Source organism: Streptomyces sp. NPDC046465, assembly GCF_040646035.1.
GTDB lineage: Bacteria > Actinomycetota > Actinomycetes > Streptomycetales > Streptomycetaceae > Streptomyces.
Genome location: NZ_JBEYZK010000024.1, coordinates 17,182 through 41,005, shown reverse-complemented (window position 1 = coordinate 41,005; position 23,824 = coordinate 17,182). Strand labels below are relative to the sequence as shown.

The window sequence follows — 23,824 nt, the reverse complement described above, 5'->3', positions numbered from 1 at the left end:
CACTCTCAGCTCTGGTCGGTGGCGAAGGCGTCGGTGGAGATGTCGTGGCCGGAGATGTCGTGGCCGGAGATGTCGTCGCCGGAGATGGAGATGCCGAGGCTGTTGGTGACGAAGTCGAGGACTTCCGCCGCGGTCGCGGATTCGAGTCCGGCCGGCGCCGGTTCATCGGCCCGCGGGGGTACGGAAGGTACGGACTCGCCGTCCGCCCACGGATCCGTCAGACCACGGAAGGCCTCCGCGAGGGCGGCGCGCTGGGCGCCGGTGAGGTCCAGCGCGGCCAGGTTGTCCCCGACCCTGGCGAGGTCGGCCATGACCTGCTCGTAGCTCGGCTCTCCGGAGTCCCGCGCCCCCGCGGGTGCCGGGTCCGGGACAAGGCGGCCGAGGAGGTGGTCCACCAGGGCCCGCGGGCTCGGGTGGTCGAACACCGCGGTGGCGCTCAGCTTCACCCCGATCCGGCTGTTGATCTTGTTACGGAGTTCGACGGCGGTCAGCGAGTCGAAGCCCAGGTCGCGGAACGCCCCGTCGGCGGAGATGCCGCGCGGGTCGCCGTGGCCGAGCACCAGGGCGACGTCCTTGAGGACCAGGTCGAGCAGGAGGGCGCCGCGCTGCTCGGCCGGAAGGCCCCGCAGCTTGCTCCCCACGGACTCCGTGGACCCGGCGGACCCGGCCGGGGCGGGGGAAACGCCCGCCGCGGCCCGCCGGTTCGCCACCGGCACCAGTTCCCGCAGGAGCGGCGGCACGGTCTCGGCGGCCCGCAGCGCGGCCGTGTCGACGCGGACCGGGACGACGGTGGGCAGGGCGGCAGACAGCGCCCGGTCGAAGGCGGCGAGGCCCTCTTCCGTGGAGGTGGGCAGCAGCCCCGTACGGGCGATCCGGCCGAGGTCGGCGGCGCCGAGGCCCGCCGTCATCGTGCTGGTCTGCGTCCACATGCCCCAGGCGAGGGAGACGGCGGGCCGTCCTGCCGCGTGCCGCTGTGCGGCGAAGGCGTCCAGGTAGGCGTTGGCCGCCGCGTAGTTCGCCTGCCCCGCCGAGCCGAGGACTCCGGCGACCGAGGAGAACACCACGAAGGCCGCCAGGTCGGCGTCGGCGGTCAGCTCGTGCAGCGCACGCACCGCGTCCGCCTTCGGCCGCAGCACGGTCGCGAGCCGCTCCGGCGTCAGGGCCTCGAGAACCCCGTCGTCGAGGACGCCCGCCGTGTGCACCACCGCGGTCAGGGGGTGCTCCACGGGAATGCGGGCGACGGCCCGCGCGAGCTGCTCACGGTCGGCCACGTCGCAGGCCACGGAGTCCACCCGTACGCCGTCGTCCAACAGGTCCTGGGGCGCCTCGCCGCCGCTGCGGCTGAGCAACAGCAGGCTGCGCACGCCGTGTTCGGCGACGAGCCGCCGCAAGACGAGCTGTCCCAGGGTGCCGCTCGCGCCGGTGACGAGGACCGTGCCGGACGGGTCGAGGGGGCGGGGCATGGTGAGGACGGTCGTGCCGGTGGGCCGGGCCTCGGTCGCCGACCGTACGTCGCGGGCCGAGACCGGCAGCGGGTGCAGCGATCCGGCGTCGAACAGGCCGGTGAGATCGACGAGTTCGGCCCGTACGGCGTGCGGCTCGGGCGCGACCTCGGCCACGAACCGGCCCGCTCCCCCGAGCAGGACGGCGGCCGACGCCTCGGCGCCCGCGCTTCCCTGCGGGTCGAGGACCACGTCGAGGCCCGTCGGGACCTTCTTCGCGATGTCGCCGGGCTCCGGCGCGGCGAGGTGCGCCTCGTCGAGGCCCAGGGCACGCAAGGCCTCCCTGGCGCCGAGCGGGGCGGTGGCGAACACCTCCGCACCGAGGTGCCGGGCGAGCTGGGCCGCCGCGAGGCCGACGTCGCCGGTGCCCGCGTGGATCAGCACCCGCTCCCCCGCCCGCAGCGCCGCCACGTCCACCAGGGCGTGCCGGGCGGTACGGAAGGCCGTGACCGCCGTCGCCGCCTCGGCGAAGGACAGCGCCCGCGGCATCCGGGCGAGCGAGCCGTCGCCGGTGACCGCCGTGCTGCCCAGGGCGCCGCCGTCGGGGAAGGTGCCCCAGACCCGGTCGCCCACGGCCACGCCGGTCACCGCCGCGCCGACCTCCGTCACGACGCCCGCGCCTTCGGTGCCGGGTGCCCCGGTACCGCCGGTCAGGTCGTCGCGGCCGATCCCGGCGGCCCGCATGGAGACGCGGACCTCCCGCGGACCGACCGGTGCGGCGGGCGCCGGAACGAGGGCGAGGGCGTCCCCGTCCGCGGCGAGGCGCCAGTCGGGCGCGTCGGGTACGGGCAGGAGGGGCGGCGCGGTGCGTACGAGGCGCGGCGCGTACAACTGCCCGTCTCGGATGGCTACTTGCGACTCACCACACGCGGCGGCCGCAGCGATTACGTCGGGTACGTCTGTATCCGCGTCGGTGTCCAGGTCGGTGTTCAGGTCGGTGTCCACGTCGACGATCAGCAGCCGCCCGGGGTGCTCGGCCTGGGCCGACCGCAGCAGCCCCCACACGGCCGCGGTGGCCGGGTCGGGCTGCTCCATGACGCCTCCCCGCGTGACCACGGCGAGCCGCTCGGCGCTGTCGGCCGACTCCGCGAGGAAGCGCTGTACGTGCTGGAGCACCTCGGTCAGGTGAGCCTGTACGTCATCGGAACCCTGTACGTCACCGGGCCCGACATGGACGACGGCGACACCCGAGGCCTCGGGGACTTGCCCCTGGGCCGCCGGAACGGGACGCCAGCGCAGGTGGAGCCCGCCGTCCGGGTCCGGCGCCGCGGCGGCGACCCCGGCCGCGGACATCGGCCGCAGGACCAGCGCGTCGACGGTGACGACGGGCTGCCCGGCGGTGTCGACGGCCGCCAGGGACACGGCACCGTCCCCCGCGGCGGCCAGCCTGACCCGTAGCGCGGCAGCGCCGGACGCCTCCATCGTCACGCCCGTCCAGGAGAACGGCAGCAGCGGCTGCGCGCCGTCGGTGCCGGAGAGGGACGGCACGCCTAGGGTGACGGCGTGCAGGGCGGCGTCGAGCAATGCGGGGTGGATGCCGAACGTGCCGGGCTGCGTGGGCAGTTCGACCTCCGCGTACAGCGCGTCCGCCGTGCGCCAGGCGGTACGGAGGCCCTGGAACACGGGCCCGTACCCGTAACCGCGCTCGGCGAGGCCGGTGTAGAAGCCGTCGACCGGTACCGGCTCGGCGTCGGCGGGCGGCCAGGCCCACGCCCCGGCCGCGTGCGGGGCCGCCGTGGACAGCGTGCCCGTGGCGTGCGGGACCAGTGGCTCGGCGCCACCGATCGAGGAGAGCGAGGAGTGGACGGTGACGGACCTGCGGCCCGTCTCGTCCGGCGCACCGACGGCGACCTGGAGATTCACGGCGGAGTCGGCCGACAGGACAAGGGGTGTCTGGAGCGTCAGTTCCTCGACGAGCGGGCAGCCCACCTCGTCGCCCGCGTGCAGGGCGAGGTCGAGGAAGGCGGTGCCGGGCAGCAGTACCGTGCCGCCCACCGCGTGGTCGGCGAGCCAGGGGTGCGCGCCGGGCAGGACCCGGCCGGTGAGCACCGCCCCGCCGTCGGCAAGGCGCACGGCCGCGCCGAGCAGCGGGTGGCGGGTGGTGGTGAGGCCCGCGGCACGGATGCCGGCCGTCGACTCGAACGCGTCCTGCCAGTAGCGGCGGCCCGCGAACGGGTAACCGGGCAGTTCGGTGCGGGCCGCGCCGGGCAGCAGGTTCTCCCACCGCACCGGAGTGCCGGTCACGAACGTCTCGGCGAGCGCCCGGGTGAGGGCGAAGGCGTCCGCGCGCCCCGACTTGAGCGTCGCCACGGAGACGTACGCGCCCTCGTCGAGGACCTCGTCGAGGGTGGCCTCCACCATCGGGGTCACCACGGCCTCGGGTCCGACCTCCAGGTAGGCGGTGACCCCCTGGTCGGCCAGGCTCCGCACACCGTTGGCGAAGCGGACGGCCCCGCGTACGTGCTCCACCCAGTACCGCGGGGTGCACAGGCGCTCGGGGTCGACGGGGCCGCCGGTGACGTTGGAGACCATGGGGATCCGCGGCTCCCGGAACGTCAGCCCGGCGAGTACGTCGGCGAACTCGTCGAGCATCGCGTCCATGCGGTGCGAGTGGAACGCGTGCGACACGGAGAGGCGGTGCACCCGGTGCCCGGCCGCCTTGAAGTGCTCGGCGACGGCGACCACGGCGGCCTCGTCGCCCGAGACGACCACGGACCGCGGCCCGTTGACCGCGGCGATCCCGACGGCGTCCGCGAGGGACGCCTCCTCGATGTGGTCCACGGCCTCCTGCTCGGTGACGGCGACCGCCACCATCGCGCCGCCCTCCGGCAGCGCCTGCATCAGGCGGCCGCGCGCCGCCACGAGGGCACACGCGTCGGCCTGCGAGAGCACGCCCGCCGCGTACGCGGCGGTGATCTCGCCCAGGGAGTGGCCCATGACGTGGCCGGGCGTGACCCCCCAGGCCTTGAGCAGTTCGAGGAGCGCGACCTCCAGGGCGAACAGGGCGGTCTGGGTGTACATGCTCTGTTGCAGGAGCGGGGCGAGCGGCGAGTCGTCGGAGGCGAACGCGACGTCCCGCAGGGCGTGTTCGGCGTACCCGGCGAGGTGGGTGTCCACAGCCGCGCACACGGCGTCGAACGCCTCGGCGAAGACCGGGTACCGCTCGTACAGCTCACGGCCCATGCCGGGCCGCTGCGAGCCCTGGCCGGAGAAGACGAAGGCGAGCCCGCCCGGTCCGGCGGCGGGGGCGGTTCGGACGGCTCCGGTCACGACGGCTCCGGTCACGACGGCCGGGACCTCCTCGCCGTGCGCGAGGGCCGTCAGCGCGTCGGTGAGCTCCTCGCGTCCGGCGCCGAGGACCACGGCCCGGTGCTCCATCAGCGCACGTCCCACGGCCAGGGTGTAGCCGACGTCGCGCGGGTCGGCGTCGGGGTCGTCGGTAATCCGGGCGAGCAGGCGTTCGGCCTGCCGCCGCACTCCTGCGGGAGTCTTCGCCGACAGGGTCCAAGGGATCATCGGCGCTTCCGGAACCGGGGCAGCCGCCGTGGTGTCGTTCGCATCGTTCGTGTCGTTCGTGTCGCTAGTGTCGCTCGTGTCCTTCGTGTCCTTCGCGGGCGGCGCCTCCAGGATCACGTGCGCGTTCGTCCCGCTGATGCCGAAGGACGACACGGCCGAACGGCGCGGCCGCGCGAGCTCCGGCCACTCCTGGTGCGAGGTCAGCAGGCTGACGGCGCCGGAGTCCCAGTCGACGTGGTGGGAGGGGGTGTCGGCGTGCAGGGTGCGCGGCATGACGCCGTACCGCATCGCGTGGACCATCTTGATGATCCCCGCGACGCCCGCCGCAGCCTGGCTGTGCCCGATGTTGGACTTGATGGAGCCGAGCCACAACGGCCGGTCCTCGTCGCGCCCCTGCCCGTACGTGGCGAGCAGCGCCTGCGCCTCGATGGGATCGCCCAACGACGTGCCCGTACCGTGTGCCTCGACGACGTCGACGTCGGCCGAGGTCAGCCGTGCCGCGGCCAGCGCGTCCCGGATGACCCGCTGCTGCGAGGGCCCGTTCGGTGCGGTCATGCCGTTGCTGCCGCCGTCCTGGTTCACCGCGGAACCCCGTACGACCGCGAGCACCTGGTGGCCGTTGCGCCGCGCGTCGGAGAGCCGCTCGACCACGAGCAGGCCGACGCCCTCCGACCAGCCCGCGCCGTCCGCGTCGTCCGAGAACGCCTTGCACCGGCCGTCCACGGACATGGCCCGCTGGCGCGAGAACTCCACGAAGGTCGTCGGCGTCGACATGACCGTCACACCACCGGCAAGGGCCAGGGTGCACTCGCCGTTGCGCAGCGCCTGCGCCGCGAGGTGCAGCGCGACGAGCGAGGACGAGCAGGCCGTGTCGATCGTCATCGCCGGGCCCTCAAGGCCCAGTTGGTACGAGATGCGGCCGGACGCCACGCTCGACGAACTGCCGAGCATGCGGAAGCCGTCCATGCCCTCGATCGGCTCGTGCAGCGGCGGGCCGTACTCCGCGGGCATGAGCCCGGTGAAGACGCCGGTCCTGCTGCCGCGCAGTGAGGTCGGGTCGACGCCGCCGCGCTCCAGGGCCTCCCACGCGGTCTCCAGGAGCAGCCGCTGCTGCGGGTCCATGGCGACCGCTTCGCGCGGGCTGATGCCGAAGAACTCGGGCTCGAACACGGCGGCGTCGTGCAGGAATCCGCCGCGTCGCGTGTACGTCTTGCCCGCCCGGTCGGGGTCCGGGTCGTAGAGGTCCGCGATGTCCCAGCCGCGGTCGGCGGGGAAGTCGGTGATCGCGTCGACGCCGTCCAGGGTCGCCTGCCACAGCTCTTGCGGCGACCGGATGCCGCCCGGGTAGCGGCAGGCCATGCCGACGATGACGATCGGGTCGTCGTCGGTCGACGTCGTGACCACCGCGCCCGCCCCGGGAGCGGCCGGGGCGGCGTCGGCGCCCTGGATCTGCTCCTTCAGGTAGCCGACCAGCGTGCTCGACGTGGGGTAGTCGAAGACCATCGTCGACGGCAGCCGCAGGCCGGTCACCGCTTGCAGCCGCTGCCGCAGCTCAAGCCCCGTCAGCGAGTCGAAGCCCAGATCACGGAAGGCACGGTCCGCGTCCACGGAGGACGCCGCACCATGACCGAGGACCAAGGACACCTGGGAGCCGACGAGTTCGAGCAGTGCGGCTGTACGGTCCGCGTCGTCCAGAGCCGCCATGTCGGCGCTCCACGACGCGGACTGACCGGCGCCGGGCCCTGCGGCGGCCGCGGCACGGCGTGCGGGCGCGCGGACCAGAGACTTGAAGACCGCGGGCAGGCTGTCCCGCGCCGCCTGATCGCGCAGCGCGGGAAGGTCCAGGCGGGCCGGGAACAGGGTCGCGCGGTCGGCGGCGAGGGCGGCGTCGAAGAGGGCGAGGCCCTGCTCCGCCGACATGGGGGCGAGCCCGCCCCGGGTCAGCCTGGCGAGATCGGCGTCGTCCAGGTGCGCGGTCATCGCGCTGTCACTGGTCCACAGACCCCACGCCAACGACGTGGCGGCAAGGCCTTCGGCCCGACGCGCGTGTGCCAGCGCGTCCAAATAGGCGTTGGCGGCGGCGTAGTTTCCCTGGCCCGCCGTACCCATCACTCCGGCGGCCGACGAGAACAGCACGAAGGCCGCCAGGTCGGCGTCGCGTGTCAACCCGTCGAGGAGCCGGGCGCCGTCGACCTTGGGGCGCATCACCGTGTCGAGACGTTCGGGGGTCAGCGCGGTCAGGATGCCGTCGTCGAGGACACCGGCCGAGTGGATGACGGCGGTCAGCGGGTGCTCGGCGGGAATGCCCGCCAGCGCCTCCGCGAGGGCGTCCCGGTCGGCGACGTCACAGGCCGCGAAGGCGACGGATGCCCCGGCATCCGTCAGCTCGGCGAGCAGCTCTTCCGAGCCTTCACCGCCCCTACGGCTCACCAGGAGGAGGTGGCGTACCCCGTACTCGGTGACGAGGTGCCGGGCCACCAGCTGACCCAGGGCGCCACCGGCACCCGTGATCAGGACGGTGCCGTCGGGCTTCCAGTCCGGCACCGAGGCCGGGTCGCCGGCCACCGCGGCCAGGCGCGGTACGAGCAACCTGCCGTCGCACAGGGCGGCTTGGGGTTCTCCGGAGGCCAGGGCGAGCGCCACGGCCCGGTCCCGGCCCGCATCTGCGCCCGTGTCCGCATCTGCGCCCGTGTCCGCATAGGTGCCCGTGTCCGTGTCGATGATCAGGATGCGGCCGGGGTGTTCGGCCTGCGCGGAACGCAGCAGACCCCAGACGGCGGCGGTAGCGGGATCGGGCTGCGCCGTGACGGCGCCGCGGGTGACCACGACGAGGCGGCCGTCCGACTCCGTACGGCCCCCCGCCTCGGCCAGGAACCGCTGTACCGACTCAAGAACCTCCGCCACAGCCGTACGGACGTCTCCACCCGGCTCGACGTACTCGACCACGACCCCCGACGGCACGCCACCGTGACCGTTGTCCGGCACCGGCACGGCCACCGGCACCGGCACCGGCACCGGCACATCCGTCCACCGCACCTCGAACAACGGGTCGGCGGCCACGGCAGAACCCAACTGCTCCTGCGACATCGACTGCAGCCGCAGCTCGTCGACGGTCACCACCGGCTGCCCGGCGCCGTCGAACACCGCCACGCGTACGGCTCCGTCACCGCGCGGCGACAGACGCACCCGTACGGCGGAAGCTCCCACCGAGTGCAGCCGCACACCGTTCCACGAGAACGGCACCTTCGTGTCACCCGAAGGAAGCGGATGCAGGGCGGCATCGAGGAGCGCCGGGTGAACCCCGAACGTGTCCGGTTCCAGGCCCAGTTGAACCTCGGCGAACACCTCGTCGCCCACTCGCCACAGCGCGCGCAGGCCGCGGAAGGCAGGGCCGTACCCGTAACCGAGACCGGCGAGCAGCTCGTACGCGTCGGCGGCGTCCACCCGCTGACCACCGGCGGGCGGCCAGGCCCCGTCCAGGCGCTCCACGGCCTCACCCCCGGCCCCGGCCCCGACCCCGACGGAAGCAGTCTCGGCCAGTACGCCGACGGCGTGCCGGACCCACTCCACCCCCGTGCCGACACCTGCGTCGCCGTCGCCGTCCTGAGCGTGGGAGTGCACGGAGATCGACCGGCGCCCGGACTCGTCCGGCGCCCCCACCGTCACCTGCAACGCCACCGACGCGTCCTGCGACAGGACGAGCGGCCGCTCCAGCGTCAGTTCTTCGAGCAGCTCGCAGCCGACCTCGTCGCCCGCCCGGAGCGCCATCTCCACGAAGGCGGTACCGGGGAGCAGGACCGTGCCGAAGACGGCGTGGTCCTCCAGCCACGGGTGGGTGGCGCGGGATATCCGCCCGGTCAGCACGACGTCGTCGCCGCCCGCGAGACGCACGGCGGCGCCGAGCAGGGGGTGCCCGGCCGGGTGCAGGCCGAGCCCCGCCGCGTCCACCGCCGAACGACCCGCGGGAAGCCAGTGCCGACGCCGCTGGAAGGCGTACGTCGGCAACTCCACGAACCGCCCGCCCGCCACCCACGACGACCAGTCGACATCGACCCCGGCGACGAACACCTCAGCGAGGCCCTGCAACAACCGCGCCCGCTCGCCCTCACGACGACGCAACGTACCGACCGCCGTCACCCCGGCCGTGCCCATGCCTTCGGCGGCCTGGGTCACCGCGCCCACGAGGACGGGGTGCGGGCTGGACTCGACGAAGACGCGGTGCCCGGCCTCCAGGAGCTGGTGAAGGGCGGCGTCGAAGCGGACGGTCTGCCGCAGATTGGTGAACCAGTACTCCGCATCCATCACGGCCGTGTCGATCAGATCACCCGACACCGTCGAATACAGCGGCACGTGCCCCGTACGCGGCTCAATGGCCGCCAGTACGTCGAGCAGCTCAGCCCTGAGGTCCTCCACCTGCGGCGAGTGCGACGCGTAATCCACCGCGATACGCCGCGCCTGCACCCCGTCCGCCTCACACCCGGCCACCAGCGCGTCCAGCTCATCCGGCGCACCGGACACCACAACCTGCTCAGGCCCATTGACGACCGCGATCTGCAACCCATCCGTCAACCGCCCGACCACCTGCGCCTCAGGCGCAAGCACAGACACCATGCCACCACGCCCGGACAGCTTCAGGATCGCGCGACTACGCAAGGCCACCACCCGCGCCGCATCATCCAGCGACAACGCACCGGCCACACACGCCGCCGCGATCTCCCCCTGCGAATGCCCCACCACCGCCGCAGGCCTCACACCCAACGACCGCCACAGCTCCGCCAGCGACACCATCACCGCGAACAGCACCGGCTGCACCACATCAACCCGACGCAGCACCTCCTCATCACCGTCACGCACTACGTCCAACAGCGACCAGCCATCCACGTACGCATCGAGAGCCGCCGCACACTCACCCATCCGCGCCGCGAACACCGGCGAAAACTCCAGCAACTCCCGCGCCATGCCCACCCACTGCGAGCCCTGACCCGGGAACACGAACACCACACCACCGGAGGAGACGGCACGCCCGGCAACGACGCCCGTCGCCGCCCGCCCAGCCGCCAACTGACCTACAGCAGCTGCCAGTTCAGAGCTGTCGGCACCGAAAACGACCGCCCGATGCTCCAAGACGGCCCGCCCACCGGCCAGCGTGAACCCGACATCCCGGGGGTCGAGATCGACGCCCTCCCCCACCCGCGCCAGCAACCGCCCCGCCTGCTCCGCAAGCGCCGCCTCACTACGCGCCGAAAGCACCCACGGAACCACCGGCGCACCCACCACAGCAGGCGCAACCAGCACCTCAGACGCGTCAGGGGCCACCGGTTCATCGGTCGGCGGCGCCTCCAGGATCACGTGCGCGTTCGTCCCGCCGATACCGAAGGACGACACACCGGACCGACGGGGGCGGTCGATCTCCGGCCACGGCTGGTTGCCCGTCAGGAGCTTGACCTGGCCGGACGTCCAGTCGACGTGGTGGGAGGGGGTGTCGGCGTGCAGGGTGCGCGGCATGACGCCGTACCGCATCGCCTGCACCATCTTGATGATCCCCGCGACGCCCGCCGCCGCCTGCGCGTGACCGATGTTGGACTTCACCGAGCCGAGCCACAACGGCCGGTCCTCGTCGCGCCCCTGACCGTACGTGGCAAGCAGCGCCTGCGCCTCAATCGGGTCACCCAACGACGTACCCGTACCGTGCGCCTCCACCACGTCGACATCCGCCGAGGTCAGCCGTGCCGCGGCCAGCGCATCCCGGATCACCCGCTGCTGCGAAGGACCGTTCGGCGCCGTCAGACCATTGCTGCCACCGTCCTGGTTCACCGCGGAACCCCGTACGACCGCAAGCACCTGATGGCCGTTGCGCCGCGCGTCCGACAGGCGCTCGACCACGAGCAGGCCGACGCCTTCCGACCAGCCCGCGCCGTCCGCGTCGTCCGAGAACGCCTTGCACCGGCCGTCCACCGACATCCCGCGCTGGCGCGAGAACTCCACGAAGGTCGTCGGCGTCGACATGACCGTCACACCACCGGCGAGCGCCAGGGTGCACTCGCCGTTACGCAGGGCCTGCGCCGCGAGGTGCAGCGCGACGAGCGAGGACGAGCAGGCCGTGTCGATCGTCATCGCCGGGCCCTCAAGGCCCAGTTGGTACGAGATGCGGCCCGAGGCGACGCCACCGCTGTTGCCGGTGATCATCAGGCCCTCGACGTCCTCGGGCGCCTGGCCGAGCCAGGACCCGTAATCGTGGTACATCAGTCCGGTGAAGACGCCGGTCCTGCTGCCGCGCAGCGAGGCCGGGTCGACGCCGCTCCGCTCCAGGGCCTCCCACGCGGTCTCCAGGAGCAGCCGCTGCTGCGGGTCCATCGCCGCCGCCTCGCGCGGGCTGATGCCGAAGAACTCCGCGTCGAAGTCGCCGACGCCGACGAGGAATCCGCCGCGGCGGGAGTAGCTCGTGCCGACGTGGCTCGGATCCGGGTCATACAGGTTCGCCAGGTCCCAGCCGCGGTCCTCCGGGAATTCGGTGATCGCGTCGACGCCGTCCAGGGTCGCCTGCCACAGTGCCTGCGGCGAGTCGATCCCGTCGGGCAGTCGGCAGGCCATGCCGACGATGACGATCGGGTCGTCGTCGGTGGCCGCGGCGACCGTCGTGGCCGCCGCGGGGGCGGCCGGGGAGGCGTCGGCGCCCTGGATCTGCTCCGCCAGGTAACCGGCCAACGCGCTCGACGTCGGATAGTCGAAGACCAGCGTCGACGGCAGCCGCAAGCCCGTCGCCGCCTGGAGTCGCTGCCGCAGCTCAAGCCCCGTCAGCGAGTCGAAGCCCAGGTCGCGGAAGGCCCGGTCCGCGTCCACGGAGGACACGGCACCATGGCCGAGGACCAAGGACACCTGGGCGCCGACGAGTTCGAGCAGTGCGGCGGTACGTTCTTCGGCGTCCAGAGCCGCCATCCGGCCGGACCACGAAGAGGCTTCCTCGGCCGTCGGCGCCGCCGCCCGACGAGCGGGCGCGCGGACCAGGGACTTGAAGACCGCCGGCAGGCTGTCCCGCGCCGCCTGGTCGCGCAGCGCGGGCAGGTCGAAGCGGGCCGGGACGATGGTCGCCCGGTCGGCCGCGAGGGCCGCGTCGAACAGTGCGAGGCCCTGGGTCGTCGTCATCGTGCCCAGACCGCTGCGCGAGAGGCGGGCGATGTCGGCGTCGTCCAGGTGCGCGGTCATCGCGCTGTCACTGGTCCACAGACCCCACGCCAACGATGTGGCCGGGAGCCCCTCCGCCCGGCGCGACTGGGCCAGGGCGTCCAGGTAGGCGTTGGCGGCGGCGTAGTTGCCCTGGCCTGCCGTACCCATCACTCCGGCCGCCGACGAGAACAGCACGAAGGCCGCCAGGTCGGCGTCGCGCGTCAGCTCGTCGAGGAGCCGGGCGCCATCGGCCTTGGGCCGCATCACCGTGTCGATCCGCTCACGCGTCAGCGCGGTCACCACGCCGTCGTCGAGCACACCCGCGGCGTGGATGACGGCGGTCAGCGGGTGCTCGGCGGGAATGCCCGCCAGCGCCTCCGCGAGGGCGTCCCGGTCGGCGACATCGCAGGCCGCGAAGGCCACGGAAGCCCCGGCCTCCGTCAGCTCGGCGAGCAGCTCTTCCGAGCCCTCACCGCCCCTACGGCTCACAAGCAGCAGATGCCGCACCCCGTACTCGGCGACCAGGTGCCGGGCCACCAGCTGACCCAGGGCCCCGCTCGCACCGGTGATCAGGACCGTGCCGTCCGGTCGCCAGTCCGCGGCGGCCGAGGTCTCCGGGGCGTGCGTGACCACCGCCTCCGGGACGTGCGTGACCACCACCTCCGGGGTATGCGTGACCAGCCGCGGCGCGACCAACCTGCGGCCCGTATAGGCCACTTGGGGCTCGCCCGACGCCATCGCCGCAGCGACAGCCGACCCGGCGTCCTCCCCGACGGGCACGTCAACAGCCACGACGCGCCCCGGATGCTCGGCCTGCACCGAACGCAGCAGTCCCCACACCGCGGCCGTCGCCGGATCCGGCGTACCCGTAAGGCCGCCCCGCGTGACCACCGCGAGGCGCGCCTCCTCACGGTCCGCCGCCTCGGCCAGGAACCCCTGCACCGACGCGAGCACCTCGGCCACCCGGGCACGGGCGTCGCCGCCCGGCTCGACGTGCTCGACGACGACCCCGGACGGCGCACCGTCGGAGCCGTCGCCCGGCACAGGGACCGGCACCGGCACCGGCACATCCGTCCACCGCACCTCGAACAGCGGATCCCCGCCGGTCACGGCCGAACCGAGCTGCTCCTGCGACATCCGCTGCATCCGCAGCTCGTCCACCGTCACCACGGGCAGCCCGGCGCCGTCGAACGCCGCGAGCCGTACGGCACCGTCGCCGCCCCGCGTCAACCGCACCCGCAGCGCCGACGCGCCCACCGAGTGCAGCCGCACGCCGCTCCACGAGAACGGCACCCACAGTTCGCCGTTGAGCAGCGGATGCAGCGCGGCGTCGAGCAGCGCCGGATGCACCCCGAACTCATCGATGTCGGCGGGGAGTTGCACCTCGGCGAACAGGTCATCACCCGCACGCCACGCCGCGCGCAGGCCACGGAACACGGGCCCGTACCCGTATCCCACCCCCGCCAGCAGCTCGTACGCCTCCGCGACATCCACGCGCTCCGCACCGACGGGCGGCCACACGCCCTCAAGGCGCTCCTCGGCGACCACGGGCCCGGCATCGGCCAGCACACCGACGGCGTGCCGCACCCACTCCACCCCCGCGCCGACCCCGACACCCGCCCCCACACCGGCATCCGCACCGGCGTCCTGAACCCGGGAGTGCACGGAGATCGACCGGCGCCCGGCACCGTCCGGACCCTCCACCGACACCTGCACCGCCACCGAAGCGTCCCGCGACAGGACGAGCGGCCGCTCCAGCGTCAGCTCCTCCAGCACCTCGCAGCCGACCTCGCCACCGGCGTGCAGCGCCAGCTCGACGAAGGCGGTGCCGGGGAGGATGACCGTGCCGTAGACCGCGTGGTCCTCAAGCCAGGGGTACGTGTGTGTCGACAGCTGACCGGTGAGGACCAGGCCCTCCTGAGGCGCGAGGCGCACGGCGGCGCCGAGCAGCGGGTGACCCGACGGGTGCAGGCCGAGCCCCGCCGCGTCCACCGCCGAACGACCCGCGGGAAGCCAGTGCCGACGCCGCTGGAAGGCGTACGTCGGCAGCTCCACGAACCGCCCGCCCGCCACCCACGACGACCAGTCGACATCGACCCCGGCGACGAACACCTCGGCAAGGCCCTGCAACAACCGCGCCCGCTCGTCCTCACGACGGCGCAGTGTGCCGACCGCCGTCACCCCAGCGACACCGCCAACCTCAGCGGCCTGGGTGACCGCGCCCACGAGCACCGGGTGCGGGCTGGACTCGACGAAGACCTGATGCCCCCCGGCCAGCAGCGCCTCAAGCGCGGTGTCGAAGCGGACAGTCTGGCGCAGATTGGTGAACCAGTACTCCGCATCCATCACGGCCGTGTCGATCAGATCACCCGACACCGTCGAATACAGCGGCACGTGACCCGTACGCGGCTCAATGGCCGCCAGTACGTCGAGCAGCTCAGCCCTGAGGTCCTCCACCTGCGGCGAGTGCGACGCGTAATCCACCGCGATACGCCGCGCCTGCACCCCATCGGCCTCACACCCGGCCACCAGCGCGTCCAGCTCATCCGGCGCACCGGACACCACAACCTGCTCAGGACCATTGACGACCGCGATCTGCAACCCATCCGTCAACCGCCCGACCACCTGCGCCTCAGGCGCAAGCACAGACACCATGCCACCACGCCCCGAAAGCCGCAGAATCGCGCGACTACGCAGCGCCACCACCCGCGCCGCATCATCCAGGGACAACGCCCCGGCCACACACGCCGCCGCGATCTCCCCCTGCGAATGCCCCACCACCGCCGCAGGCCTCACACCCAACGACCGCCACAACTCCGCCAGCGACACCATCACCGCGAACAGCACCGGCTGCACCACATCAACCCGACGCAGCACCTCCTCATCACCGTCACGCACCACATCCAACAGCGACCAGCCATCCACATACGACTCAAGAGCCGCCGCACACTCACCCATCCGCGCCGCGAACACCGGCGAAAACTCCAGCAACTCCCGCGCCATCCCGACCCACTGCGAGCCCTGACCCGGGAACACGAACACCACACCACCGGTCGTACCGGTCCGCGCGCGGCCCTCGACCACGCTCGACGTGGGGCGCCCGGACGACAACTCGGCGAGCCCAGCCGTCAGTTCGCCGACGTCGCCGCCGAGGACGACCGCCCGATGTTCCAACACGGCGCGCCCACCGGCCAGCGTGAATCCGACATCCCGGGGGTCAAGATCGACGCTCTCCCCCACCCGCGCCAGCAACCGCCCCGCCTGCTCCGCAAGCGCCGCCTCACTACGCGCCGAAAGCACCCACGGAACCACCGGCGCACCCACCACAGCAGGCGCAACCGGCACCTCAGGCGCGTCAGGGGCCACCGGTTCATCGGTCGGCGGCGCCTCCAGGATCACGTGCGCGTTCGTCCCGCTGATGCCGAACGACGACACCGCCGAACGGCGCGGCCGCTCCCGCTCCGACCACTCCTGCTGCGAGGTCAGGACGCTGACGGCGCCGGACTCCCAGTCGACGTGGCGGGACGGCGTGGTGACGTTCAGCGAGCGCGGCATGATGCCGTTCCGCATCGCCTGCACCATCTTGATGACACCGGCGACACCGGCCGCGGCCTGCGTGTGACCGATGTTGGACTTCACCGAGCCGAGCCACAACGGCTGGTCCGCGTCGCGCCCCTGACCGTACGTGGCGAGCAGCGCCTGCGCCTCGATCGGGTCACCCAACGACGTACCCGTACCGTGCGCCTCCACCACGTCGACATCGGCCGAGGTCAGCCGTGCGGCGGCCAGCGCGTCCCGGATCACCCGCTGCTGCGAAGGACCGTTCGGCGCCGTCAGACCATTGCTGCCGCCGTCCTGGTTCACCGCGGAACCCCGTACGACCGCGAGCACCTGATGGCCGTGCTTCCGGGCCTCGGAGAGCCGCTCGACCACGAGCATGCCGACGCCCTCGGCCCAGCCCGTGCCGTCGGCGTCGTCGGAGAAGGGCTTGCAGCGGCCGTCGGCGGCGAGGCCGCGCTGGCGGGAGAACTCGACGAACATGCCGGGCGTGGACAGCACCGTCACACCACCGGCGAGCGCCAGGGTGCACTCGCCGTTGCGCAGCGCCTGGACCGCGAGGTGCAGGGCCACCAGCGACGACGAGCAGGCCGTGTCGACCGTCATCGCCGGGCCCTCAAGGCCCAGTTGGTAGGAGATGCGGCCCGAGGCGACGCTGGAGGTGTTGCCGGTGAGCCGGAAGCCCTCGGTGCCGTCGACGGGGGCGTCCAGGTGCGGCCCGTACTCCATGTTCGTGGCGCCGACGAACACGCCGGTCCTGCTGCCGCGCAGCGAGGCCGGGTCGACGCCGCCGCGCTCCAGGGCCTCCCACGCGGTCTCCAGGAGCAGCCGCTGCTGCGGGTCCATCGCCGCCGCCTCGCGCGGGCTGATGCCGAAGAACTCCGCGTCGAAGTCACCGGCCCCGGCCAGGAACCCGCCGCGGCGGGCGTAGGTCGTGCCGGGGTGGTTCGGGTCGGGGTCGTAGAGGCTCGCCAGGTCCCAGCCGCGGTCGGTGGGAAATTCGGAGGTGGCGTCCACGCCGTCGACGAGCGCCTGCCACAGCTCCTGCGGCGAGTCGATGCCGCCGGGCAGGTGGCAGGCCATGCCGACGACGGCGATGGGGTCGTCGTCGGTGGCGGACGCCCCGCGGGCGGCGGCTCGGGTGCCGTTGAGGCCCTCGGTGCCGTCCGCAGACTCCAGTACGCCAGAGTCCAGTACGCCAGAGTCCAGTACGCCGAGGATCCGGTCGTGCAGATGCGCGGCGAGGGCGCTCAGCGTCGGGTAGTCGAAGAGGATGCTCGCGGGCATCCGCAGGCCGGTCGCGGAGACGAGACGGTTGCGCAGCCGCACCGAGAGGACGGAGTCCAGGCCCAGGTCGCGGAAGGTCGCGTCGGGGTCGACGGCGGCGGTGCCGGTGGTCTCCGCCATGTGACCGGCGAGCCAGCGGACCAGGAACCCGTCCGGTTCGCTGCGGATGCGGTCGCGCAGGGCGAGGGTCGCGGAGCCGATGTGCTGCTCGGCGTCGGCGTCGGGGGTGGCCGGGCGTTCGTCGAGCCAGTAGCGGCTGCGCTGGAAGGCGTAGGTGGGCAGGTCGACGGTGCGGGCCTCGCCGCTCGCCTCCTCGCCGATGACCTCCTCCCAGTCGACGCTGACACCGGCGGTCCAGGCCTCGGCGAGGCCGGTGAGCAGCGCCTCCGGCTCCGGGCGGTCGCGGTGCTGCAGCGCCACCGCGAGGTCGGTCTCGGCGGTCGGGACGAGCGGGGTCAGCACGCTGCCCGGGCCCAGTTCGATGAACCGGGTCACGCCCTGTTCCCGGCAGGCGGCGATCGCGTCGTGGAAGCGGACGGTGGCGCTGAGGTGCCCGACCCAGTACTCCTCGGTCAGTTCGGCGCCGGTGCGGCCGGTGACGGTGGAGACGATGGGGGTGCCGGGTGCGGAGACGGCGAGGCCGCGGATCCTGCGGGCGAACTCGTCGAGCATGGGGGCCATCAGCGGCGAGTGGGCGGCATTCTGGACCCGCAGCCGGTTTGTTCGGTGACCGCGGGCGCGGAACTCGTCGGCGATCCGGGTGACGGCCTCGTCGGCACCGGAGATCACGACGGCCTGCGGGCCGTTGACGACGCCGACCGAGACGTCGTCGACGCCGTCGACCGCCGCGAGCAGCTCCTCCTCGGTCGCCTCGACCGCGATCATGGCGCCGCCGGGCGGCAGTTGCTCCATCAGTTCGCCGCGCGCGGCGACGAGGGCGGCCGCGTGGGCCAGGGGCAGCGCACCGGACACATGGGCGGCGACGATCTCACCGAACGAGTGGCCGACGAGCAGATCGGGCTCGACGCCCCAGGAGGTGACCAGGCGGTGCAGGGCCACCTGGAAGGCGAACAGGGCGGGCTGCATGTAGCGCATGCCGTCGAGGGCTTCGGCCGCGGCGGCGTCGTCGAGGTCGCCGAGGAGCACGGCGCGCAGGTCGAGGCCGGGGACGAAGTGGTCGAGCACGTCGTCGAGTGCCTCGGCGAACACCGGGTACGCCTCGTACAGTTCACGGCCCATGCCGACGCGGTGGGACCCTACGCCGGAGAACAGGAAGGCCGTACGCCCTTCCGTGGCAACGCCGTTCACTGCGCTGTCGTGCAATCGGGCGAGGCTCGCGGTGAGCTCGTCCCGGTCCTTGCCGATGACCACGGCGCGGTGCTCGAAGGTGGAGCGGCCGATCGCCAACGACCGGGCGACGGCGGTGTGGTCGACCTCCGGCTGCCCCTCGATGTGGCTGAGCAGCCGGGCGGCCTGCGCGTCCAGGGCGCGGCCGGTGCGGGCGGAGAGCACCCACGGCAGGGGGCGGGGGGCCGTGGCCACGGCCACATCGGGGTGGTGTCCGGTGTGGTGGCTGGGGTGGTGACTGGGCTGGTGGCTGGGGTGGTGTCCGGTGTACGGGCCTTCGGCGAGGACGACGTGGCAGTTGGTGCCGCCGACGCCGAACGAGCTGACGCCTGCCACGAGTGGCGCGTCGGGCGCGGGCCAGGCGGTCGGCTCGGTCTGCACCCGGAGGTTCAGTTCGGTCAGCGGGATCGCCGGGTTGGGGGTGGTGAAGTGCAGGCTGGCCGGGAGCCGGCGGTGGCGCAGGGCCAGCGCGGTCTTGACCAGGCCGACGATCCCGGCGGCGGCCTCCAGGTGGCCGATGTTCGTCTTCACCGAGCCCACCCGCAGCGGAGCCCGGTCCCCGGCGCCGCGGCCGACGACGTCGGCGACAGCGGTGGCCTCGACCGGGTCGCCCACCGGCGTGCCGGTGCCGTGGAGTTCGACGTACTGGACGGCTTCGGGGCTGATCCCGGCGTCGGCGTAGGCGCGGCGCAGGACGTCCCGCTGGCCCGCGACGTCGGGGTCGGTGAGCCGCTCGCCGCCGCCGTCGTTGTTGACGGCGCTGCCCCGGATGACGCAGTGCACGGGGTCGCCGTCGGCGATCGCGCGGGCGAGCGGCTTGAGCAGGACCACTCCGCCGCCCTCACCGCGTACGAACCCGTCGGCGCTCTCGTCGAAGGCGGCGCAGCGACCCTTGGCGGACATCGCGCCCAGACCGGCCGTGGCCCGCATGCTCTCCGGCGAGAGGATCAGGCTGACGCCACCGGCGAAGGCCAGGTCGGAGTCGCCGCTGCGCAGGCTCTCGCAGGCCAGGTGGACGGCGACGAGCGACGAGGCCTGCGCCGCGTCGACGGCGAGGCTGGGGCCCCGCAGGCCGAGGGTCCAGGAGACGCGGTTGGCGACGATGGCGCGGTGCCGGCCGGTGAAGTCGTGCAGTTCGCCGCGGCCCGACCCCGTGTCGCGGGCGGCGAGGGTGGCGTAGTCGTCGGAGGAGACACCCACGAAGACTCCGGTGCGGGAGCCGTGCAGCCGGTCGTCGCGGACGCCTGCGTCCTCCATCGCCTCCCAGACCAGTTCGAGGGCGAGCCGCTGCTGCGGGTCCATGGCGGCGGCCTCGTCGGGTGTCACGCCGAAGAAGGCGGCGTCGAAGGTGCCGACCTCGTCGAGGAAGCCACCACGCCAGGACCGGCTGCCCGCGCCGCGCTCCGACGGCCACGGCGAGACCGCGTCGGTCCCCTCCGACAGCAGGCGCCAGAATTCGGCCGGGGTCGACGCCGAGGGAACCCGGCAGGAGAGCCCGATCACTGCGACGGCGGTGTCGTCGGCTCCGTCGATCTCCTGGTCACCTGACATGGATGGCTTCATATGGGGAGTATCTGTTTCGGACCCGGGGTAGGACTTCGGCCAGAGGGTGGGGCTCGACAGCCGGGCTTAGGTGCAGGAACCAGCCATCGGAACCAGGACTTTCGTCCAGGTAGGGCTCCCGAACTCCCCCGTCTTTTACGTGCAGTTCGGGCCCCGTACACCGCGACCCGTGCACCGCGACCCGTACGCCGGGCTGGGCCGCGTTCCTGTATGACGACCTGTATGACGAAGGGGGCGTACGTACAGCCGAAGCCGTACGCACGCCCCCACTCGCCGCGCTGCCGTGCCGCAGCGCCACTACATCGCCCCGCTACCTCACATCGTCCTGCGACCTCACATCGCGGCAGCCGACGCGATCAGTTGGGCCCGGGACGCAACGTGCGCCTTGGCGAGGACGTTGGAGACGTGAAACTTGATCGTCTTCTCGCTCAGTCCAAGCCGCCGGGCGATCTCTTTGTTGGCCATGCCCCGTCGCACCAGTTGGAGCACCTCCGACTCCCGCGAGGTCAGCGGCGTGTGCGTGGGCACGGCCGACAGGTGCCGCGGCAGCGTGGCCCGCATGACCGTGAGCAGCGCCCCGCTCAGACCGGTCGACACGTAGCCGGTGCCGTCGCTCGCCCGGCGCACCGCCTCCACCAGTTCATCCTCGGGGTCGTCGCAGTGGACGAGGGCACGCACGTCGGCCTGCGTGCAGCGCATCCAGCGCGTGGCGATCTCCGCATCCGCCACGACGACCACGGCGGTGCCGATGTCGGTGAGCTCCTGCACGTGGGCGATCTGCGACCGGCCCTCGAGAACCACCACATCCGGTGTGAGTGATTCCGCCGCCGAAAGGAGCTCGACGATATCTCCCGCCTCACCGACCACGGTGAGAGCGGGGTCCTGCTCAAGTGCTACGCGAATACCCAGCCGCGCATATGGGTGAGGATCACATACAACAACTCGTGCCTGATTTAAAGCCTGCAAACCGAACGCCCCCCTGCTGGTTTATCCACTCTCTTGCCATGTGGAATTCACACAGGGGCGAAGAACGCATGCCGAAACGCCATCACCGAGACTCATGTCGACGCAACCGCGTCAATCGAATCAAATCCGCCGGATCGGCGACCGCCGCACAATCCGGACGTGAATGGACAGCACGGCGGCACTCGACCACTTCGCGAAGTGCCAATACTGGCGGGTAACAATTCCCGTCCAGCCCGTCGCCCGCCGAGAAGACTCGGCGGGCGACCGGACCCGCAAGCTCAAGACTCAAGAACTCAAGAACGGCCCGGGTTCCGCGATGAGAATCGAAACGCAGCGCACTTCCCCCGTGTGCTGCGCCGTTCCTACGTCGTCACGTGCGTCGCCGCTCCGGGCGTCACACTCGCCGTCACACTCGCTGTCGCTTCGGCGGTGACTTCCGCTGCCGCTTCCGTCGTCGCGTCCGGGTCGACCTCTATCGCGCCCACCGGACACATCTGCGCGGCCACCTCGACCGGATCGTGCAGATCCTCGGGCGGCTCGGTGATGTGCAGCCGCACCAGGCCGTCCTCGTCATCCTGGTCGAACACCTCCGGGACGTTCATCACGCAGTTCCCGGACCCGACGCACAGATCCCTGTTCACCGTGATGCGCATGGTCACCACGTCACCGGGAGCTCGGCCACGCCGAACGTGACCGCCATGGGGCGCTGCGGGACGTCGGCGAGGGACAGCTCGGACCGCAGCTCCGGGAAGCGGCGGGCCAGCTCGACGAGGGCGATCCGCAGCTCGGCCCGCGCCAGCGGCTGACCGATGCACTGGTGCAGGCCGAAGCCGAACGCCATGTGCCGGTGCGCCTCCCGCCGCTTCGGGTCGAACTCGTCCGGGTCGGCGAAGACGCCGCCGTCCCGGTTGGACATCGCCAGCATCGCCACCACGCCCTCGCCCGCGCGGATCTTCTGACCGCCGATCTCGGCGTCCTCCACGGCCAGACGGGGCAGGCCGGTACGGACGACGGTGAGGTAGCGCAGCAGTTCCTCGACCATGCCCGGGGCCAGATCGGGGTCCTCCCGCAGGGCCGCGAGCTGCTCGGGGTGCTCCAGGAGCACCAGGGCGGAGAGACCGATCATGTTGGCGGTCGTCTCGTGGCCGGCGACGAGCAGGAGCATGGCCAGGCTGACGAGCTCGTCCTCGCGGAGCTCGCCGGGCACCACACGCTCGGCCACAAGGCGGCTGAGCAGGTCGTCGTCGGGCTCGGCCCGCTTGACCTCGATGAGCCTGCCGAGCAGGACGGCGAGGGCCCCGAGGGCCGCCTCGACCTCGGCGGGGCCGGAGTTCCTGTCCATGATCACGCGGCTGTGGTGCTGGAAGTAGTCGTGGTCCGCGTACGGGACGCCGAGCAGGTGACAGATCGTCATCGACGGCACAGGCAGCGCGAACTCGTTCATCAGGTCCGCGGGCGCCCCGCGGGAGCGCATCCGCTCCAGGGCCTCGACCACGTCTTTCTCGATCAGCGGCTCGATCCGCCGAATATTCTTGATCATGAAGTCGGCGGTCAGCATCCGCCGGAAGCGGCTGTGCGCGTCGCCGTCCATGAAGATGAACAGGCCCGAGGCGTCGTCCTGCTTCGGCGGAATCGGATTCAGTACCGGGAACCCGGGCTTGTACTGGTCCGAACTGAAACCCGGGTGGCGCAGCAGCTGCCGCACGTCCTCATGCCGGGTGATGAGCCAGGCCCACCCCCCGAACGGAAGCCGGACCTTTCCCACAGGCCCTTCTCCCTGCTCTTCGAGCCGGTCCAGATCCGCCCCCGTGACGGGAATGAACGGATTGTCGTCCGGCCCAATGAACGGGTATGCCGGGAGTTCGGCAACGTCTACGTCTGTCATGTCCTCCACGACATCCCCCATAACGTCCCCCACTGCTTCAACACCTCGCAGAACTCGGTATTGGAAAGAGGGTTTCAGCCTAACAAGGCGGTTGACCGAAAAACTTCGTTAGTGAGACAGGTCACACAACCCCTAACAGGCCGGAATTAAAGCTTCCCGCCTGCTAAAGAGGTTTTAGCAGGGCCGAGATCTGCCGGGTCACCGCGGCGGCGACGTTCGGCATCCGGTCGGTCAGATAGAAATGCCCGCCCGGATGGGTGTGCATCTCGAACCCGCCTTCCGTGTGCGTCGCCCAGGCACGCACCTCGTCGAGAGTCGCCTTGGGGTCGTCGACGCCCACATGCGCGTGGACGGGAGCGGCGAGCGGCGGCCCTGCCACGTAGCGGTAGGTTTCGGCCGCCTTGTAGTCGCCGCGGATGGCGGGCAGGGCCATCCGCAGCAGGTCCTCGTCCTCAAGGACCCGCGCGTCGGTGCCGCTGAGCGCCCGCAGCTCCGCGATCAGGCCCTGCTCGTCCCGCAGGTGTACGGGGTCGCTGTCCTCGCGGAGCCGCGAGGGCGCGCGCCGGCCGGAGGCGAAGACCACGAGCGGCCGTGTCCCCCGCCGTTCGAGACGTCGGGCGAGCTCGAAGGCGACCATCGCGCCCATGCTGTGCCCAAAGATGGCGAGCGGCCGGTCGGCCCACGGCAGCACCTCGTCCACCAACGCGTCGGCGAGACCGGTGACGGAGTCCACGCACGGCTCGTTGCGGCGGTCCTGACGCCCCGGGTACTGGACGGTCAGTACGTCGACGTCGGGCGCGAGCGAGCGGGAGAACGGGAGATAGAACGAGGCCGACCCACCGGCGTGCGGCAGACAGAGCAGCCGCGCGGGCGCGCCGTCGGCCGGGGTGTACCGGCGGATCCACGGACTGGTCTCAGTGCTATCAGTGCTGTCAGCTCTGTCAGCTCTGTCAGTGCTGTCAGCTCTGTCAGTGCTGTCAGTGGTCGCAGTGATGTTCGCGGTCACCTTCGTGCCTTGCCTTCCAGGAGACTCGTT

The 23,824-nt window shown here is 72.3% G+C and carries 4 protein-coding genes and 1 pseudogene; all 5 read right to left on the bottom strand.

Annotated features, from left to right (window positions below):
- Nucleotides 1-5: 5 nt before the first annotated feature.
- Complete coding sequence (locus ABZ953_RS31320; protein WP_361730896.1) at nucleotides 6-19,925, bottom strand: SDR family NAD(P)-dependent oxidoreductase; 19,920 nt, start codon at nucleotides 19,923-19,925, stop codon at nucleotides 6-8.
- A 345-nt stretch (nucleotides 19,926-20,270) separates the two neighbouring features.
- Entirely contained in the window at nucleotides 20,271-20,738 is a 468-nt protein-coding gene (locus tag ABZ953_RS31315) for a response regulator transcription factor (RefSeq protein ID WP_361730893.1), read from the bottom strand.
- A gap of 632 nt (nucleotides 20,739-21,370) precedes the next feature.
- Nucleotides 21,371-21,556, bottom strand: a pseudogene (locus ABZ953_RS31310) (ferredoxin); the annotation flags it as partial.
- Between the two features lie 2 nt (nucleotides 21,557-21,558).
- A complete protein-coding gene (locus tag ABZ953_RS31305; RefSeq protein WP_361730890.1) occupies nucleotides 21,559-22,788 on the bottom strand; it encodes a cytochrome P450 in 1,230 nt (409 codons plus the stop codon).
- A gap of 163 nt (nucleotides 22,789-22,951) precedes the next feature.
- Nucleotides 22,952-23,794 carry an alpha/beta fold hydrolase gene (locus tag ABZ953_RS31300; protein ID WP_361730887.1) on the bottom strand — a complete coding sequence of 281 codons (843 nt, stop codon included), beginning with the start codon at nucleotides 23,792-23,794 and terminating at the stop codon, nucleotides 22,952-22,954.
- Between the last annotated feature and the right edge of the window lie 30 nt (nucleotides 23,795-23,824).

Coding starts and splice junctions, on each gene's coding strand:
- ABZ953_RS31320 (WP_361730896.1), bottom strand. CDS start 19,925: ATGTCAGGTGACCAGGAGATCGACGGAGCCGACGACACCGCCGTCGCA.
- ABZ953_RS31305 (WP_361730890.1), bottom strand. CDS start 22,788: ATGACAGACGTAGACGTTGCCGAACTCCCGGCATACCCGTTCATTGGG.